Here is a 19,129-nt window from a genome sequence, read left to right on the forward strand (position 1 = left end):
CGCCGGCCGGACGCGTAGCCCTATGCTTGCTTGGCACCAATCTGCGCCACCCCCAGCACCTCAAGCACCTTGGCCTCGATATCCTCGGCGTTCAGCCCCGCCATCGCATACATGTCACGCGGGCTGGACTGGTCGATGAACGTGTCAGGCAGGGCCATGGAGCGGAATTTCAGCCCGTGATCAAAAACGCCCTCGTCGGCCAGCAGTTGTGCCACGTGTGACCCGAAACCACCCACAGCGCCCTCTTCGACGGTGATCAGCGCCTCGTGATCTGCCGCCAAAGCTAGGATCATGTCGCGGTCCAGCGGTTTCGCAAACCGCGCATCCGCAACTGTCGGCTTAATGCCCTTCGCGCCCAGCGCCTCACAGGCGGCCTCAACCTCTTGCAGCCGTGTCCCGAATGACAGGATCGCCACGCGGCTTCCCTCGCGGATCATTCGACCTTTGCCGATCTCCAGAACCTCCGGCTCCGCTGGCATCTCGACCCCCACGCCCTCACCGCGCGGAAAGCGGAACGCAATCGGCCCCTCGTCATGCGCCGCCGCCGTGGCCACCATGCGCACAAGCTCAGCCTCATCCGCCGCCGCCATCACAACAAACCCCGGCAAGTTCGCCAGATAGGCCACGTCAAACGCGCCCGCGTGCGTGGCGCCATCCGCGCCCACCAGCCCCGCGCGATCAATCGCAAAGCGCACAGGCAACCGCTGGATCGCCACATCATGCACGACCTGATCGTAACCCCGTTGCAGGAACGTCGAATAAAGCGCGCAAAACGGGCGCATACCGCCCGCGGCCAATCCGGCAGAAAAGGTCACCGCATGCTGTTCTGCAATACCAACGTCAAAGCAGCGCGAGGCATAGCGCTCCATAAACTTCGAAAGCCCCGTCCCGTCCGGCATCGCGGCTGTGACGGCGCAAATCTTCGGGTCATCCGCGGCATGCTTCAGCAGGCTTTCGGCAAAGACAGACGTATAAGACGGCGCGTTGCTTGGCGATTTGGATTGCTTGCCCGTGACGACATCAAACTTCGCCGTCGCATGGCCTTTGTCCATAGCAGTCTCAGCAGGGGCATAGCCTTTGCCCTTTTTGGTGATCGCATGAATGATGATCGGCCCGTTGGCCCGCGCCTTAACCGTGCGCAGCACTGACAGAAGCTGGTCCATATCGTGCCCGTCAATCGGCCCGAGATATGAAAACCCCAACTCCTCAAACAACGTGCCGCCCACGGTCATATGCTTGACCATATCCTTGGCACGTTTCGCCCCTTCGCGGAATGGTTCGGGTAGCAGCGACACCGCCCCTTTCGCCGCCGCCTTCAACTCCTGAAACGGCTCACCCGCATACAAACGGCTCAGATAGGACGACATCGCCCCCACAGGCGGCGCAATCGACATCTCGTTATCGTTCAAAATCACGATCAGTCGCTTTTTCAAGTGCCCGGCATTGTTCATCGCCTCGTAGGCCATGCCCGCCGACATGGACCCGTCACCGATCACCGCAATCGCATCGCCAAGACCCTCTGGCGGCGCACCACCCAGATCACGGGCAACAGCAAAGCCCAGCGCCGCGGAGATTGACGTGCTCGAATGGGCCGCGCCAAACGGGTCATAGGGGCTCTCGGAGCGCTTGGTAAAACCCGACAGCCCGTCTTTCATCCGCAACGTGCGAATCCTGTCGCGCCGTCCTGTGATAATCTTGTGCGGGTAACACTGGTGCGACACGTCCCAGATGATCTTGTCCTTGGGCGTATCGAAAACCGCGTGCAGCGCAACAGTCAGTTCCACCACACCAAGGCCCGCACCCAGATGCCCGCCCGTTTCGGACACCGCCGAAATCGTCTCGGCGCGAACCTCATCGGCCAGTGTGCGTAGTTTGGCGTCAGACAGCCCTTTCATGTCCGCAGGGCTCTGCACAGTATCAAGGACGGGTGTGATCGGACGGTTAGCCATAATTGCGGCTCCTACTTGTCGCGTGTGATGACAAAACGCGCAGCCTCGCGCAGCGTTTCAGCATCGCTTCCATAAACATCTAACGCATCGCAGGCCTCTTGCACGAGGTCCGTTGCGCGGCGCTTCGCCGCATCAAGACCCAGCAGCGACACAAACGTGGCCTTGCCAGCATCATTGTCCTTGCCCACGGCTTTGCCCACCGTGGCGGCATCGCCCTCAACATCGAGCACATCGTCGGCAATCTGGAACGCAAGCCCCAGCGCAACGCCAAAGGTCTTCAATGCGGCCGTATCAGCCTGCGCCATGCGCGGTCCGGCCATGGCCGACCACGTAATCAGCGCGCCCGTTTTGCCCGCCTGCAACGTCGTAATTTCGGCCAGCGTCAGGGGCGCTGTCGCACTTTCCGCAGCAATATCCAAAGCCTGCCCGCCGACCATGCCCCGCACGCCAGAGGCCACCGCCAGCGATATCATCAACTCAACCCGCGCCGCGTCAGTCACGTCTGCCTGCCCCAGCAATTCAAACGCCAACGCCTGCAACGCATCGCCAGCAAGAACCGCCGTCGCCTCGTCCCATTTCACATGCACGGTCGGTTGCCCGCGCCGCAGCGCATCGTCATCCATGCAAGGCATATCGTCATGCACCAGTGAATAGGCGTGCAGGCATTCAATGGCCGCCGCCGCAGGCAAAGCGTCCGCCACGCCGTGCAACCGCGCGCCCTCAACCACCAGAAATCCACGCAGACCTTTACCGCCAGTCACCGCATAGCGCATCGCATCAGCCACGGGCATCGCCACGCCCGCCAACGCAGCCAGCACTGTCGCCTCGACACCCGCCTGCGCATCTTTCATCGCGGGTTTAAGCATCCAGCGGCGCTGTTCCAGTTGGCTTGCCGTCGTTGAGCGTGATCTTCGCGACCTTCTCTTCAGCCTCTTTCAGCTTGTCCTCGCAGCGCTTTTTCAACGCCGCACCACGCTCGTAAAGCGCGATGCTCTCATCCAGCGCCACATCGCCACGCTCCAGCTTGCCGACAACGCTCTCAAGCTCTTTCATCGCGTCTTCAAAGCTCATCTCTTTGACGTCATCGCTCATGCACTTCTCTCCATCAAAACACCCACGTGGGCCGCCGCCGCCGCCCCTAACGCGTCAAGGTCATAGCCGCCTTCAAGACTTGATACCACCCGACCAGCGCAATGGGTATCGGCCAGATTACACAGCCGTTCAGTGACCCACGCAAAGTCCTCGGTCTCCAGCATCATGCCCGCCAATGGATCAGCCTTATGTGCATCAAATCCGGCCGAGATGATCAGAAGTTCAGGCTTGAAATCATCGACACGCGGCAGCACGACCCGCTCATAGACGTCCCGAAACGCCTTCGACCCCGTCCCGTCCGGCAGCGGCACATTCAACACATTATCCACGCCCACCTCATGCGCCATCCCCGTGCCCGGAAACAGCGGCGACTGGTGCGACGAACAAAACAAAATCCGCGGATCATCCTCGACCAGATCCTGCGTCCCGTTCCCGTGATGCACATCAAAATCGACAATCGCGACGCGCGAAAGCCCGTGATGCTCCAGCGCATGCATGGCCCCCACAACCACATTCCCGAAGAAGCAAAACCCCATGGCAGTGCTACGCTCCGCATGATGCCCCGGTGGCCGCACAGCAGCAAAGGCATTGCCCGCCTCGCCACTCATCACCAGATCAACCGCCCGCACAACACCACCCGCCGCGCGATACGCCGCCTCCAGCGTGCCCGCAGACATATGCGTATCCGCATCAATCGACCGGAACCCCTCGCTGGGTGCGGCCCCGCGCACAAAATCCAGATGCGCCGCCGGATGCACCCGCAACAAATCATCCTCCGCCGCCATCGGCGCTTTCACCCGCAAAAGGTCCATGCCGCCCAACGCACCTAACACAGCATCCATCCGCGCAACCTGTTCAGGATGCCCCGGAGGCGTCACATGCCCCTTACATGCCTCATGGCTCACCAAAGCCGTCACCATAATGCGTCCCCCGTCTTCATTTGGCCAAAACAACTCCCGCCGGAGGCAAGAGCAACATTTCAACCACCACTATCAGAAATTCAGACCCGAACCGCCAGCCACATGCAAACAAAACATGTCGTGCGCCCCGCAGGGGCGCTCCGTCAGGTCAAACCACGCTCACCCGTGATCTGGTGCCAGCATATAGCCTGCGCCGCGCACGGTTTGCAGATAGCGCGGCTGCTTGGGATCATCCTCGATCTTGCGGCGCAACCGGGTGATCTGCACGTCCACAGCCCGTTCCTGCGTCTGCCCGCCAGAGCGGCTGAGCTCTTCAACCAACCGCGTCCGCGTCACAGCCTCACCCGGCACGCCCGAGAATATCCGCATCAGCTGGCTCTCCGTCGCGGTCAGCCGCACCAAGTCCTCGCCCCGCCACATCTCGCCGCGCTCGATGTCATAGCGCACGGGACCGAGGTTCAGTACCTTGGGCGCCACCACCAGCGGCTCCGCCTGTGGCACACGCCGCAGGATCGCGTTGATCCGCAGCAACAACTCTTTCGGCTCAAACGGCTTGGCCAGATAATCATCCGCCCCCGCCTCAAGCCCCGTAATCCGGTCGTCCGTCTCACCCTTGGCAGTCAACAGCAGGATCGGCGTGGTGATCGTCTTGCGCAGATCACGGCACAGCGCCATTCCGTCCTCGCCCGGCATCATCACGTCCAGCACGATCATGTCGAATTCCAGCCCCGACAAAATACGCCGCGCATGGGCCGCCTCCCGCGCGGTGGTCACCAGAAACCCGCTGCGCATCAGAAATTTTTGCAGCAGTCCGCGGATACGTTCATCATCGTCAACAATCAAAAGGTGCGGGTCATCGGCATTCATGTCGTCTTATCCTTCAGCGCGTCGTAATGGCGACGCATTTCTTCATCCATCATCGCTTCCAGCACGCGCCGAAATCCGGCCACGGCCTCGGGTCCTGCTGCGCGATACGCCGACCGCATCCGGTCGCGTTGCGCGTCCGACAGCGCCCGTTCAAGTGCCGCGCCCGCCTCTGTCAGATGCAGATGCCGCTCGCGCCGGTCCTGCTGGCCAACGCTGCTTGCCACCAAACCGTCATCGACCAAAGTGCGCAACACACGATTCAGCGATTGCTTTGTCACACCAAGGATATTCAGCAGATTATTCACCGTCGTGCCCGGACTACGATGAATGAAATGGATCGCCCGATGATGTGCCCGCCCGTAAGCCTTATCCGCCAGAATACGGTCCGGGTCGGCGGTAAAGCCGCGATAGGCGAAAAACATCGCCTCGATCCCCTTGCGCAGCTGCTCGTCTGTCAGAAACAGCAACGCCTGTCCGGTTGATGACGGTCGGTCTTGGTCCAAGGCGCATACTCCACACGATACGTCAGCTTTATTGACATTCTACCGTCCCGCCGATAGCAAAATCACGACATTCGCGCAGCTTTAAGTCCGATACGGACCTTTGTGCGACATTTTTGCAAAGGGATGGACCAATGGCTGGATATGATGATCGCGACGGCAAAATCTGGATGGACGGCAAGCTGGTCGAATGGCGCGATGCCAATGTCCATATCCTGACCCACGCCATGCACTACGCCTCGTCCGTGTTTGAGGGCGAGCGTTGCTATTCCGGCAAAATCTTCAAGTCCACCGAACACTCCGAGCGGTTGAAGTTCTCCGCCAACTGCCTCGATTTTGAGATCCCCTACACGGTCGACGAGATCAACGCCGCCAAGATGGAAACGCTCAAGGCCAACGGCCTGACCGACGCCTACGTGCGGCCCGTCGCATGGCGCGGCGCTGGCGAGGACATGGGCGTTGCGGCTGAACGGAACCCTGTGCGCATGGCCATCGCCGTCTGGTCGTGGGGCAACTACTACGGCGACGCAAAAACCCAAGGCGCGAAACTCGACATCGCCAAATGGAAACGTCCCGACCCCGCAACAATCCCGCACGAAGCCAAAGCCGCCGGTCTTTACATGATTTGCACCATGTCCAAGCACGCGGCTGAGGCGAAGGGCTGCTCTGACGCCATGATGTTCGACTACCGCGGCTACGTGGCCGAGGCGACGGGTGCCAACATCTTCTTTGTCAAAGACGGCGAAGTGCACACGCCCAAGGCCGACTGCTTCCTCAATGGCATCACCCGCCGCACCGTGATCGGGATGCTTGAAGAGAAGGGCGTCAAAGTCCACGAGCGCCGCATCGAAGCGAATGAATTGGAAGGCTTCGAGCAATGCTGGCTCACCGGCACCGCCGCCGAAGTCACCCCCGTCGGCCAAATCGGCGACTACAACTTCGAAGTCGGCCAAATGACCCAAGACATCGCCAGCGACTACGAAAAACTGGTGCGGGCGTAAATACCAGACCATGTTTTGATAGGACGTTCCACAGGCGATCCCTAGCCGTGGGCGGATCCATCGTATTTGCCATACCTGTTATCTTTACGCTCGGACGGCACGATAAGCTGCCCAATAATCGGTCCAAGTAACCCGACAGACGCGACCAGCGAAACAAAGACCATGGGAATGGCAATAAATACGCCGATCAGAGCAAGAGTAACCAATGCGATAAATGAATTAGTGAAAAAAACGATCAGCCAGCTGATACCGTAAAAGAGGTAGATCGCGAGCGGCCCACCAAAGAAGATAGCCGCAGGAATGAATATCTGTTGCCCGTCTTCGCCAGTATCCTGCAATCGGCGCGCGCCCGCTGCCCAGACAGGTAAAAGCAAAAAGAAATTTAGAATAATACCATAAGGTCCGCTTAGATCATAAAAATGGGGCAGGAGGAACCAGACAACGAAAATTGAAGCAGACAATCCAATCGGGAAAAACCACCAGAACTCCGATCTGCTGGCCCGCCCTGAGAATTTCAAAGAATTCGAAAAACAGGTCTTGATCGCTGCGATTGGTGTCAAAAGCTCTGTCCAGTAGAAGAAAGCGCGTCACATCTCGGTCTATTTGTAGCTCCAAATTTGGACTAGATTAAGACAGGTAAACACCTTCGGTGTGACAGTTACCCTAACCCCTACTTCCCCGCCACGTTCCCCATCGCCTGCCGTTGCGCGGCCCTCTCCAGTCCCAGTTGCCGTTCGCGCCAGATAATCAATACGCCAGCGCAGATGACCACCGCTGAACCGATGATTGTCGTCATCGTCGGAGCCTCGCTAAACACGAACCACCCGATCAGCACGGCGAGGATCATCGAGGTGTAGTCGAACGGGGCCAGCATGGACGCGTCTGCGTACCGGTAGCTACTCGTCAAAAATATCTGCCCCAGCCCGCCGATCAGGCCTGCCAGCACCAGCAAGCCAAACGTCCCCCACGCGGGCCAGACCCAGCCGAAGGGGATCGTCAGCAGCGATAGCGTTGTCGAGGTGATGGCAAACCAGAACACGATGGCCGAGGTTCGTTCTGTCGCCGTCAGCTTGCGGATGAACACATGCGCAAGGGCTGCGCAGGCGGCCCCCATCAAGACGACGACCGCGCCCAATGTCTCACGCACGTCCATCGCCGCACTCACCGACAAGCGCGGCGATAAAACAATCACCACGCCCACAAGGCCAAGAAATACAGCGGTCAGGCGAAACGCCCGCACCCGCTCATTTAGGAACATCGCAGCAAAGACGACCACCAACAGCGGCGCGGCGTAGCCGATCGCCGTGACTTCGGGCAGCGGCAACAGGCCCAATCCGGCAAAGCCGAACCCCATGCCCATCGTCCCCACGATCCCGCGCCAGAAATGGCCCATCGGGTTTTCGGTCTTGATGCCGTCGTGCAAATGCCCCGTCGCCGCCAGCCAGACAACAATCACCGGCAAGGCAAAGATGGACCGGAAGAACACTGCCTGCCCCGGCGGCACGTCAGCAGCAGTCGCCTTGATCAGGCTGGCCATACAGACAAACGTGCAGACCGACAGCATTTTGAACGCGATACCGCGCAGCGGGTTCATGGGGTGGCCTTACTTGAGGGCTGCAATCGCCTCGTTGTAGTCACTTCCCACCGTGACAGGAACACCCTTCCCAAGGATGCGGCCGACCCAACCCATATCCTCTTGATCCACCGGCCCAGCTGCACGCAGGATCACCCGATCCACGCGGCCTTCGTGGCGCGTCACGGCATCATAGTAAACATGCGCGTCGTGCTGTCCGGTATCACCGATAAGGATAAAATTTAGGTCAGGCTGTGCAGCCATGATCTGGTCAATGGCGCTGCCTTTGTGGTCACCATGTGTGCCCGTAATAAACTGGGTTTCGGAAATACCGTAGTCGCGCAGGAACTTCGGACCTTTGGGCAGGCCCGCACGGTCAAACACCCGTTCAAGAAAGGCGTGCAGGTTCCACGGGCTGGAACTGACGTAATAAACCGGATTGCGTCCGTCCTCATGCAGCAGGGTCATCAGTTCAATTGCGTCGGGAAACACCCGCCGTGTCAGAGCATTGCCGGTCAACGATGTCCAGATATTGCGCGCGAGGCTGAACGCCCCCGTTTGCATCTGCGTGTCATCAATGTCCGAGATCACGCCAAACTTTGCCTCCGAGTCCGGCACGATCACAGGGCACACCGTAGTCGTATCCCCGGTGGTAACTTCAACTTCGACCAATCCGGTTTGCAGCTTGCGCGGGATCAGGATCGTGAAATATCCCTCTTCGTCACTCACGGCAGAGTAGTCGCCAGCCGTCACGGTCACGTCTGCCACCTCATCGGTCATGAACAGGCGCAGCATCTGGCGGAAGTTCGTCCATTTGCTTTGTGTTTCGCGCACGTTGTCAGCTTTGACGTTCGACAGCACACGACCCCGCACCAACAGGTTTTCGGGCGTGGCGTAGCCGATATAGGGCATGACGACGACAGGCGCTGACTTATCCTGCCAGCGCCAGCTATCTACGCGCCGCTCCACCCATGAGGCGGCGCGCGCAAGTTTCAGTTTCAGGCTCATTCGGTATCCGGTGTCAGGCGCAGCACTGCGCCATTTGGGTTATCGATCAGGATCAGCAACGACCCGTCGCCAGCGTTTTGCACATCGCGCACGCGGCCCACGTCTGTTGCCAGTCGTTCCTCGCCTACAACGCGGCCATCTTCCATATCAAGCCGCACAACCGCACCGGGGGCGAGCGATCCGATAAACAGATCATCCTGCCATGGCGCGTAATCACCATCGTAGAAATCACCACCACCGGGCGCGATCACCGGATCCCAGTAATAGACAGGCTGTTCCATTCCTTCCATCACGGCCTCGCCATTGCCGATGTCGCCACCGTCATAGCGGATACCGTAGGAAATCACGGGCCAGCCATAGTTCTTGCCTGCCTCGGGTGCATTCAATTCGTCACCACCTGCGGGGCCGTGCTCAATCGTCCACAGCGTACCATCAGGGTCAATCGTGGCACCCTGCACGTTGCGATGGCCATAGGACCAGATGGAATCTTCCCCTTCTTGACCCACAAACGGATTATCATCGGGGATCGATCCGTCGGCGTTGATGCGGATAATCTTGCCATAGGTAATGTCGATATTCTGCGCATAGATACGCTCTTCAAAGCTGGAATGCTCGCCCGTGGTTATCCAGACCATACCATCGTCGGTCGGAATGATCCGGCTGCCGTAATGCTTGGCCGTGGGTGATGCGCGGTTTTGCAGCCAGATATCCTCAACCTGCTCCAGCGCGGTGCCATCATCAGACAGCACGCCCTTGGCCGCGGCGGTAATGCTGCCGTCTTCCATCGGTTTGGCATAGGTTAAGAACACAGTGCGGTCATCTGCGAAATCAGGCGACACTGCTACGTCCAGCAAACCGCCCTGCCCCTGCGCGAAAATCTCAGGCAGGCCGGAAATCGCGTCTGACACGCTGCCGTCCGCTGCAATCATGCGAAGCCGCCCCGGGCGCTCTGTCACCAGCCACGTCCCATCCGGCAGTGGCGCGATGCCCCACGGGTTCGCCAGCCCTTCGGCAAAGGTTGAAATGGTAACCGGCGTGGTATCGAGCGCAGGCGCACGGGTCTGGTTTTCAAAGGCAGGTTCAAAGCTGGCGTTAGCCTCGCCTTGCTGCACCTGCGCGGCGGCGGTCATTGGCATAAGCGCCAGAACGCTGGCCCCGATTGTCATGCGGTTCATCTGATCATCTCCCTTGGCGTCATCTGTTGAAAAAGAAACGCCCAATCAGCATGACCGGTTCCCTTTTGCGCCCGATGACCCCCTCGCTTGGGGGGATTGAGCGCGCGCCAAGGTCGGGAAACCGTGACTATCGCCATTGAATGTTCGCTGTCATCATGCTGGACGAACCGAATTCCCTTTTACGAAAGGCCATAATTGTCATGCTGTTACGAAGCCTCATCGCCCTTCTTATCCTCGCAACCCCGACATACGCCGCCCCCGGCGACCCGTGGGAGGGCACATGGCGCAACAGTTCGCATAAACGCCTGTGGTTCTTTCAGGATGGCGATACGCTTTGGGGATCAGCGTCCAACCGCTTCCGTTACATCGCTCGCGTCTCACCCGATGGCCGCACCATTCGCGGCACCCAGTTTGAAAAATCGCGGACACAATATCTGTTTGAATATACGTTATCGGCTGATGGACAGGATTTTGTCGGCGATTACGTTGCCCTTTCTGGTGCGACAGATGCAGTGCCAAGCAGCACAAACGAACGCATGTCGGGATACCGCGCCGAAACAGATTGGGTCAGGACCGAACTTGTCGATGTTGATTTTGTCGATGCAAACACCCCTTTCGACAGCATTCTGAACATGAATAATCCCATGCATGTTGCATGGATCAATTTTCAGGCCCCCTTTGAGCAGCCTGACGCGCCGCGCGTGGATATTGACGATTTGCCGATCCCTGACGCCGGCAATGCAGGTCTGTGGCAGGTGATAGATCAACAATACGGGCAAATCGGCACCGTCGCGATGGATGAGGATGCCAGCGGTTTTGTCGCCTCAGGTCAGGTGCGCATCCCCGATTTTCAAGGCGGCATTCCTTTGCTTGCTACCTTCACCGAATACAGTAACAACCAAACGCTGGATCAGGCCAGCTTCAAAATCGTCCAAAGCGGTGACACGCAATTTGCGACGGTGAATATCCGCCCGGGTGCGGGGGAACAGTTCGATATCACATTTGATGGTGACTTTCTTGGCGTTGACCGCCGCACCATGCAGCTTGTCTGGATCGAAGGCTCAATTCCGCCGCTGGACCCGATTGACCTCTCCACGCTCGAAATTCCCGAACCGGGCGACTTTGGCCTGATGCGCGTAACGACAGCCGTTCATGGCCAGATTGGCACGGTCAATTGGAACCAGGACCGCGAGACGCTCAAGGTCACGATGCAGGGCCAGATCGGTATTCCCGAATGGCTCGATGGTGAACCGCTTGATGTGATTATCCTTGAAGGGCCGAATGTCTTTGATGATGCGATTTCGCTGTCGCACACCGCAAGCGGTACGACAGTCACCATGCCCGCGCTGGTCGAAGAAGACGAAGGCGACCAATACTTCGTGACCTTTGTGGGTGCGGAACTGTCCGACAATCTAAACGGTGACTACACGATCACGGTCACCCATATCCCCAACTCACGGCCAACAACGGGCACGCCGCCGCAAGAAGATCTTCGTATCCTGCGCATCGACACGGACCGGATTCCGATGGGGCTCGCCGTTCAGGTGTTCGAGGCACCTTTGCGGGATGCACCGGTGATCGGAACACTGCCGAGTGATGCAACGGGGTTGGTGATGCGCCAGTGCAATCCACTTCTCAGCGATGAACAACTCCGCCTGAACGGTGAAGACCTCTATAATGTGATGGCCGACCGCTTCTGCCTTGTAGATGCACCCGATATCACCGGATGGGTCGGCGGTGCGTTCCTTACGCGCTAAGCCGTTCGACAGCCCAGCGCGCCGCATCGGCAACCGCCGGATCAGTATCATCCACTAGCCCCTGCGCAACATGGCGCAGGGTGTCGTCGCCGGAATTGCCAATCGCATAAAGCACATTGCGCACAAACCTGTCCCGCCCGATCCGCTTGATCGGTGACCCCGAAAACCGCGCCCGAAACGACGTATCGTCCAGCATCGCTAACTCTGCCAGCGGCGGCGCCAGCAAATCATCCCTCGCCGCATACCGCGCATCACGCCCGTCCTGTGCAAACTTGTTCCACGGGCAAACCGCCAGACAATCGTCGCATCCGTAAATCCGGTTGCCCATCAAGCTGCGCAGATCGCTGTCCACAGGCCCCTTATGTTCAATCGTCAGATAGGAAATGCAGCGCCGTGCGTCCAACTGATAGGGGGCGGGAAACGCATCCGTCGGGCACACGTCCAGACACGCCGTGCACGATCCGCAATGGCTCTCCTCTGCCATGTCCGGTTCCAGATCAACGGTCGTAAAGATCGCACCCAAAAAGAACCACGACCCCAGATCGCGCCCGAGCAAATTAGTATGCTTGCCTTGCCAGCCCAGCCCCGCCGCCTGCGCCAACGGCTTCTCCATCACGGGCGCTGTATCAACAAAAACCTTGATCTGCGCATCGGGCACCTGCTCGATCAGCCAGCGCCCAACCTTTTTAAGCCGTTTCTTCACGACGTCATGGTAATCGCGCCCCTGCGCATAGACCGAAATCGCCGCCCGATCCCGCTCTTGCAACACAGCTAGCGGATCATGCTCCGGCGTATAGGGCTCCGCCAACATCACGACAGACCGCGCCTCTGGCCACAGCGCGCTCGGATCACCACGCCACGCCATCCGATCCGCCATCCAGCCCATCTGCCCGTGATGCCCGGCATCCACAAAGGCCGCCAGCCGCTCTGCCAATTCCGGCACCGCGCCAGGCTTGCAAACGCCGACTTTGGAAAATCCGGCCTGCAACGCAAATTCCTGCAGCGCCGCCTTCATCGCATCACTTTGCCAGATACACTCCGGGGTCCGGGGCAGCGCCCCGAAAAGGGGTGGGTGGGCGGGCACCGCCCCCCACAAGCCAATTCAAAAATCAAGGTCAGCATAGTGCCGTGGCTGCGGAAAACCTGGAAGCTGATCGGCCAGCAAAGACCGGAACGATGGCCGCGATTTGATCTTCGCATACCAGTCCTTCACGACCTCTGACCGGTTCCAGTCCACGTCCGAGATGTAATCCAGACACGACAACTGCGCCGCCGCCGCAAAATCGGCCAATGACATGTCATTGCCCGCCAGCCAGCGCCGCTGGTCCAGCAGCTGCGCCATGTAATCAAGATGGTATTTCACCGCCTTTGATCCGGCCTTCACGTTGGCGCTGTCCGGATAGCCTGTGCCCATCACCTTGCGGAATACACGCTCGCCCACCAGCTTGGCTGTGACTTCGCGGTAAAACTTGTCGTCAAACCAGCCCACAAGGCGGCGCGCCTCATAGCGGGCCTCCGGTCCTTTGGGCAACAGGTTCGGTGTCGGATGCGCCTCTTCCAGATATTCGCAAATCGCTGTGCTGTCGGCCATCGTGCGATTGCCCATCTTCAGCACCGGCACCTTGCCAGCGGGATTACGACGCAGGAAATCGCTGTCCTGTTCCCAATACCGCTCTTCGACCAGTTCCACCTCGATCTTTTTCTCGGCCAGCGACAAGCGCACTTTGCGGGAAAATGGTGACAGCGGGTAATGATAAAGACGGTTCATCTGTGGCGCTTACCTTTCGGGGATACGACCTAAATGCCGCATGCGCTGCTTGGGATCAATGGGCGGCTTAGTCTTCAAAGCAGGCCGCGCGGCCATCCGCCTCGATTGTTGCGGCACCATCAAGAATTGACGCCGCCCTTTGGCGCACAAAGCTGGACGGATTTGAGGCAGACCGGTTCTTGGGGCTGGGCAGGATCGCGGCAAGGCGGGCCGCCTGTGTCGGGCTCAGATCGCGGGCGTTTACACCAAAATAATGCTGCGACGCCGCCTGCACACCAAAGACGCCCTCATCAAATTCAGCGATATTCAGATAGACCTCAAGGATACGCCGCTTGGACCAGACCGCCTCGGTCAGCGGTGTCCAGAGTGCCTCCATCGCTTTACGCGCCCAGGACCGTCCGTGCCACAAGAAAACATTCTTCACCGTCTGCTGGCTGATGGTCGATGCACCACCGTTGCCGCCGCGATCAATCGTGGCGCGGATTGCATTGACGTCCAGCCCCCAGTGCAGGCAGAAATTCGCATCCTCTGCCGCGACGGCCGATCGCGCCATCACTGGCGCGATATTTTCCATCGCCACCCAGTCTTGCGTGACACCACCCAGACGGCGGCCTTCGGAATACATGTAGGGCGTGGTCGGCGGGTTCATCAAACCAACCGCAAACGTGGCAACAACTATCAGGCTCAAAACCGCCAATCCTCCAAAGATAAACAGCCGTTTGACGCGCGACATCAAGCTCCGCTTGGTGCGGGCTTTTGATCGTGCGGCAGGCTTTTTCTTTTTGGTGCTCGATTTTGCCATAACCCTATGTTCCCCTGTCGGTTCCACCGGTCAAGCTGTGAAAAATGGAAACAATCGCCATTGTGGCTTTTCGCCAAAGAAAACCCGACGCCATTTGCACAGCGTCGGGTCGATGATTGTCAGTCGTTTCGCCGCTTACTCGGCAGGAATGGCAGTTTCCTCAACGGTCAACGGGGCTGGCAGATGCACCAGCATTTCTTTGGGGCAAACCTGCACAAAATGGCTTAGTTCGATATCCCAATGCTGGAGAATGTCTGCCGCCTTGCGACTGTCGGTTTCATCCAGATGTTGCTGGATCAGACCTTTAAGCTGCATTTCCCAGTGATCCACGGTCACGGGGCATGTCACCAGCGTTTCCATGTTGATCAGGTCAGCCGCTGCCCCGTCAGGATCGTAGACATAAGCCATCCCGCCGGTCATGCCCGCACCAAAGTTGGCACCGATGGACCCAAGGATCACAGCAACTCCGCCGGTCATGTATTCACACCCGTTTGTGCCGCAGCCTTCGATCACCACCGACGCGCCAGAGTTGCGCACGGCAAAGCGTTCACCCGCACGGCCAGCCGCAAACAGTTTCCCGTCTGTTGCACCATAAAGCACCGTGTTGCCGATGATCGTGTTCTCGGACGCCACCAGAGGCGAGGCCATCTGCGGACGGATCACAATCGTGCCGCCTGACAGACCCTTGCCGACGTAATCGTTGGCATCGCCCGAGACTTCCAGCTTCAGACCCGGTGCCGCAAAAGCACCCAGCGATTGCCCAGCAGAGCCGCGCAGCTTTACCGTCAGGTGATCGGGTTGCAGGTCGTTACGCATACCGAAGTTCGCAACAATGTGGCTACTGGTCCGCGTACCGATGGTCCGCAGCGTGTTTTGCACCGCATATTCCAGCTGCATCTTCTCGCCATCCTTCAGGAAGCGTTCCGCGTCCTTCACGATCTGCGCATCCAGCGTGTCAGGCACCGCATTGCGCGGCTTGTTGACGTCATACTTGATCTGACCCGCACCATCGACGGTAATCAAAAGCGGGTTCAGGTCCAGATCGTCCAGATGCGCCGACCCACGCGACACCTGCGCCAGCAGGTCCGCACGTCCGATCACATCATCAAGCGACCGTGCACCGATCTCGGCCAAGATTTCGCGCACTTCGGTGGCGTAGAATGTGATCAGGTTGACCACCTTGTCCGCGTTGCCTGTGAACTTGGCGCGCAAATCTTCGTCCTGCGTACACACACCCACAGGGCATGTGTTGCTCTGACACTGACGCACCATGATGCAGCCCATCGCGATCAGCGCAGCGGTGCCAATGCCGTATTCCTCGGCGCCCATCATCGCAGCCATGACAATGTCACGCCCCGTGCGCAGGCCACCATCCGTGCGCAGCGTCACACGCTCGCGCAGGTTGTTCATGGCAAGCACCTGATGCGCCTCGGTCAGACCCATCTCCCACGGCAGACCCGCGTATTTGATCGACGTGCCGGGCGACGCGCCTGTGCCGCCATTGTGGCCGGACACCAGAATGATATCCGCCTTCGCCTTGGCGACACCTGCCGCAATCGTGCCGACACCCGAAGACGCCACCAGCTTCACAGTCACCTTACACTTCGGGTTGATCTGCTTGAGGTCGTAGATCAGCTGCGCCAGATCCTCGATCGAATAGATATCATGGTGCGGCGGCGGCGAGATCAGCGTCACGCCCTTTGTCGAATGGCGCAGTTTGGCAATGAGGTCAGTGACCTTCATGCCGGGCAGCTGACCACCCTCACCGGGCTTGGCACCCTGTGCGACCTTGATCTCAAGCTCTTCACAGGCCAGCAGATATTCTGCTGTCACACCAAAACGACCCGATGCCACCTGCTTGATCTTCGCGCTGGCGTTATCGCCATTTGGTTCCGGCGTGAAATCATCGGGGCTCTCGCCACCTTCACCGGAATCCGACTTCGCACCAATCCGGTTCATCGCAATCGATAGCGTGCGGTGTGCCTCGGGCGACAAGGCACCCAGCGACATGCCCGGCGTCACAAAACGCTTACGGATCGACGTGATGCTTTCGACTTCCTCAAGCGGCACAGGGTTACCCAGTGGCTTGATCGCCAGCAGATCACGCAGATGGATCGGCGGGTTCGCCTGCATCGACTTGGAATACTGCTGCCACAGCGCATAGGACGACTTCGCACAAGCAGCTTGCAGCATGTGCATCGTCTGCGCTTCCCACGCGTGCTTTTCACCCGAACGGCGCGCTTTGTAGAAGCCACCAATTGGCAGAACGTCCTTGCCACCCTTCCAGCCAGCGGCGTGCACTTCTTCCAGCTTGGACTGGATACCGATGGTGCCGATGCCGGAAATGCGGCTTTGCATGCCGGGGAAGTATTCCGCGCACATCGCGCGCCCCAGACCCACGGCCTCAAAGTTCAGGCCACCGCGATAGGACGACAGTACCGAAATGCCCATCTTCGACATGATCTTCAGCAGACCTGCATCAATCGCTGCACGATAGCGCATTGTGGCATCTGTTAGGTTACCGTCGATCAGACCACGGCTCAGACGGTCAGCAATGCTGTCCTGCGCCAGATAGGCGTTCACGGTCGTCGCACCGCAGCCGATCAGCACGGCAAAGTAATGCGGATCAATACATTCAGCCGACCGCACATTCAGCGAACAGAACGTCCGCAGTCCTTTGCGTGTCAGACCGCTGTGCACCGCACTGGTCGCAAGGATCATCGGCATCGCGATCTTGCTGTAATCCTGATGCTGGTCTGTCAGCACGATGTGACCCGCACCGGACCGCACAGCGTCTTCCGCCTCGGACCGGATACGCTCCAGACCTTTGCGCAGGGCATCAGGGCCAGCCTCGAACGTGCAGTCGATGAACGCGACGCTTTCGCCAAACTGTTTGACCATCTCGTCAAATTCAGCGTTGGCGACAAACGGGCTTTCCAGAACCAGAATTTCGGTCTGGCTGCTGTCTTCGTCCAGCACGTTCTTGAGGTTTCCGAACCGCGTTTTCAGGCTCATAACGCGGCTTTCGCGCAGGCTGTCAATTGGCGGGTTTGTCACCTGAGAGAAGTTCTGACGGAAGAAATGCGACAGCGGGCGATAGGTCTTGGACAGCACAGCACTTGGCGTGTCGTCACCCATCGACGCGATCATTTCCTTGCCGTCCTCGGCCATCGGGGCCAGCACCTGCTCAAGCTCTTCGATGGAATAGCCCGCAGCAACCTGACGCTTGCGCAATTCGGCCCCGTCAAACAGCGGCTTTTCTGGCACATCGCTTAGGATATCGTTGAGGTTCACAACCTTTTCGATCCATTCGCCAAACGGCTGCGACGCAGCCAGCTTGTCCTTCAGTTCGGTGTCGTGGAACAGCTTTCCTTCGGTCATATCAACCGCGATCATCTGACCTGGGCCAAGCGCGCCTTTTTCCACAATCGTGGCTTCGTCTACGGCGACCATGCCAACTTCGGAGCCTGCGATCAGCAGGCCGTCACCTGTCACGACATAGCGCATGGGGCGCAGACCGTTGCGGTCCAGACCGCCGCAAACCCAGCGCCCGTCTGTCATGGCAAGCGCAGCAGGCCCGTCCCACGGCTCCATCACGGAGTTGCAGTAGCCATACATATCGCGCCATGCCTCTGGCATTTCGTTGGCAAGCTGCGACCATGCTTCTGGCACCATCATTGTCTTGGCCATCGGCGCATCGCGCCCTGCCCGCACAAGCACCTCGAACACGGAATCGAGCGCGCTTGAGTCCGACGCACCCGACGGGATGATCGGCTTGATGTCTTCCGCACTATCGCCAAACGCACCGGACGCCATGCGAATTTCGTGGCTGCGCATCCAGTTCACGTTGCCCTTCAGCGTGTTGATCTCGCCGTTGTGGGCCAGCATGCGGAACGGCTGTGCCAGTGACCACTGCGGGAAGGTGTTGGTGGAATAGCGCTGGTGATAGATCGCAAACGCGCTCTCGAACCGCTCGTCCATAAGGTCGGGGTAAAACTCCGCGACCTGCTCGGCCAGCATCATGCCTTTGTAGATGATCGAACGGCACGACAGCGAACAGCAATAGAAACCGGCAATACCAGCAGCGGTGACAGCTTTTTCGATCCGGCGGCGGATGATGTAAAGCTCGCGCTCGAACGCTTCTTCGGACAGGCCCTTTTCATTACGGATCAGGATCTGCTCGATCTCGGGGCGGGTCGCGTTGGCCTTGTCGCCCAGACAGGTGATATCCACCGGCACGTGCCGCCAGCCGTAGATGTAGTGACCCATGCGCAGCACTTCGGATTCCACGATTGTGCGGCAGCGTTCCTGCGCGCCAAAGTCTGTGCGCGGCAGGAATACCTGCCCAACGGCAATCAGCTTGTTCTGATCCGGCTCGTGCCCCGTGCGGCGGACCTGATCGTAAAAGAACTCCACCGGAATTTGCACGTGGATACCCGCGCCATCGCCTGTCTTGCCGTCGGCATCAACAGCACCACGGTGCCAGATCGCCTTGAGGGCAGAGATGCCGTTTTCGACCACGGCACGTGATTTGCTGCCGTCGATTGCCACAACAAGCCCCACACCGCAGGACGAATGTTCATCCTCGGTCTTATAAAGCCCGTGCGCGTCCATATACGCGCGCTTGGCTTCTTCGGCAGCAACCCAGTTGTCATCATATGTTGTCATGGTCGTATCCTCTCGGAGCGCGGCCTGCGTGCTGTGCGGCCGCAGAAAA

16 protein-coding genes are annotated in these 19,129 nt (G+C 59.1%); 2 read left to right on the forward strand and 14 right to left on the reverse strand.

Translation table 11 applies throughout. The annotated features are described in order from the left end of the window. Positions 1–20: 20 nt before the first annotated feature. The 6 genes from dxs to V8J84_RS00795 all read right to left on the reverse strand — a co-directional run bounded on the left by dxs (position 21) and on the right by V8J84_RS00795 (position 5,250). Complete coding sequence (gene dxs / locus V8J84_RS00770) at positions 21–1,949, reverse strand: 1-deoxy-D-xylulose-5-phosphate synthase (protein WP_339927616.1); 1,929 nt, start codon at positions 1,947–1,949, stop codon at positions 21–23. Positions 1,950–1,960: 11 nt separating this feature from the next. After that, entirely contained in the window at positions 1,961–2,815 is an 855-nt protein-coding gene (locus tag V8J84_RS00775; RefSeq protein WP_339927618.1) for a polyprenyl synthetase family protein, read from the reverse strand. Beyond that, the gene (locus tag V8J84_RS00780; RefSeq protein WP_339927619.1) at positions 2,808–3,041 is read right to left on the reverse strand and encodes an exodeoxyribonuclease VII small subunit; all 234 of its coding nucleotides are present in this window, start codon (positions 3,039–3,041) and stop codon (positions 2,808–2,810) included. Before V8J84_RS00780 ends, V8J84_RS00775 begins: the two co-directional genes overlap by 8 nt. Continuing rightward, complete coding sequence (locus V8J84_RS00785; RefSeq protein WP_339927621.1) at positions 3,038–3,961, reverse strand: histone deacetylase family protein; 924 nt, start codon at positions 3,959–3,961, stop codon at positions 3,038–3,040. Before V8J84_RS00785 ends, V8J84_RS00780 begins: the two co-directional genes overlap by 4 nt. 159 nt (positions 3,962–4,120) lie before the next feature. Next, positions 4,121–4,828 carry a response regulator gene (locus V8J84_RS00790; protein ID WP_339927623.1) on the reverse strand — a complete coding sequence of 236 codons (708 nt, stop codon included), beginning with the start codon at positions 4,826–4,828 and terminating at the stop codon, positions 4,121–4,123. Continuing rightward, entirely contained in the window at positions 4,825–5,250 is a 426-nt protein-coding gene (locus tag V8J84_RS00795; RefSeq protein WP_339929034.1) for a MarR family winged helix-turn-helix transcriptional regulator, read from the reverse strand. Before V8J84_RS00795 ends, V8J84_RS00790 begins: the two co-directional genes overlap by 4 nt. A 212-nt stretch (positions 5,251–5,462) precedes the next feature. Between V8J84_RS00795 and V8J84_RS00800 the strand changes: the two genes are divergently transcribed. Continuing rightward, complete coding sequence (locus tag V8J84_RS00800; RefSeq protein WP_339927624.1) at positions 5,463–6,329, forward strand: branched-chain amino acid aminotransferase; 867 nt, start codon at positions 5,463–5,465, stop codon at positions 6,327–6,329. 41 nt (positions 6,330–6,370) lie between these two features. Here V8J84_RS00800 and V8J84_RS00805 read toward each other — a convergent pair whose 3' ends face one another. The 4 genes from V8J84_RS00805 to V8J84_RS00820 form a co-directional block, all read right to left on the reverse strand. Beyond that, positions 6,371–6,889 carry a DUF805 domain-containing protein gene (locus V8J84_RS00805; RefSeq protein WP_339927625.1) on the reverse strand — a complete coding sequence of 173 codons (519 nt, stop codon included), beginning with the start codon at positions 6,887–6,889 and terminating at the stop codon, positions 6,371–6,373. 110 nt (positions 6,890–6,999) lie between these two features. Beyond that, positions 7,000–7,923 carry a DMT family transporter gene (locus tag V8J84_RS00810; protein ID WP_339927626.1) on the reverse strand — a complete coding sequence of 308 codons (924 nt, stop codon included), beginning with the start codon at positions 7,921–7,923 and terminating at the stop codon, positions 7,000–7,002. A gap of 9 nt (positions 7,924–7,932) precedes the next feature. Continuing rightward, positions 7,933–8,910, reverse strand: coding sequence for an App1 family protein (locus V8J84_RS00815; protein ID WP_339927627.1), 978 nt, complete (start codon positions 8,908–8,910; stop codon positions 7,933–7,935). Then, positions 8,907–10,085: a PQQ-dependent sugar dehydrogenase gene (locus V8J84_RS00820; RefSeq protein ID WP_339927629.1), complete on the reverse strand. Its 1,179-nt coding sequence runs from the start codon at positions 10,083–10,085 to the stop codon at positions 8,907–8,909. Before V8J84_RS00820 ends, V8J84_RS00815 begins: the two co-directional genes overlap by 4 nt. A 200-nt stretch (positions 10,086–10,285) precedes the next feature. Here V8J84_RS00820 and V8J84_RS00825 point away from each other — a divergent pair, with 200 nt between their 5' ends. Beyond that, the gene (locus V8J84_RS00825; RefSeq protein ID WP_339927631.1) at positions 10,286–11,842 is read left to right on the forward strand and encodes a hypothetical protein; all 1,557 of its coding nucleotides are present in this window, start codon (positions 10,286–10,288) and stop codon (positions 11,840–11,842) included. Here V8J84_RS00825 and queG read toward each other — a convergent pair. The 4 genes from queG to gltB form a co-directional block, all read right to left on the reverse strand. After that, positions 11,832–12,857 (reverse strand): tRNA epoxyqueuosine(34) reductase QueG, encoded by a 1,026-nt coding sequence (gene queG, locus V8J84_RS00830; protein ID WP_339927633.1) that lies wholly within the window; start codon positions 12,855–12,857, stop codon positions 11,832–11,834. The genes V8J84_RS00825 and queG overlap by 11 nt on opposite strands. Before the next feature lie 87 nt (positions 12,858–12,944). Then, positions 12,945–13,610 (reverse strand): FtsZ-binding protein FzlA, encoded by a 666-nt coding sequence (gene fzlA, locus V8J84_RS00835; protein ID WP_339927634.1) that lies wholly within the window; start codon positions 13,608–13,610, stop codon positions 12,945–12,947. A gap of 67 nt (positions 13,611–13,677) precedes the next feature. Beyond that, positions 13,678–14,412 carry a monofunctional biosynthetic peptidoglycan transglycosylase gene (gene mtgA, locus V8J84_RS00840; RefSeq protein WP_339927636.1) on the reverse strand — a complete coding sequence of 245 codons (735 nt, stop codon included), beginning with the start codon at positions 14,410–14,412 and terminating at the stop codon, positions 13,678–13,680. Positions 14,413–14,547: 135 nt separating this feature from the next. Continuing rightward, a complete protein-coding gene (gene gltB, locus V8J84_RS00845; RefSeq protein WP_339927638.1) occupies positions 14,548–19,080 on the reverse strand; it encodes a glutamate synthase large subunit in 4,533 nt (1,510 codons plus the stop codon). Positions 19,081–19,129: the final 49 nt, after the last annotated feature.

Source organism: Yoonia sp. 208BN28-4, assembly GCF_037543925.1.
In the GTDB taxonomy this organism is placed as follows: domain Bacteria; phylum Pseudomonadota; class Alphaproteobacteria; order Rhodobacterales; family Rhodobacteraceae; genus Yoonia.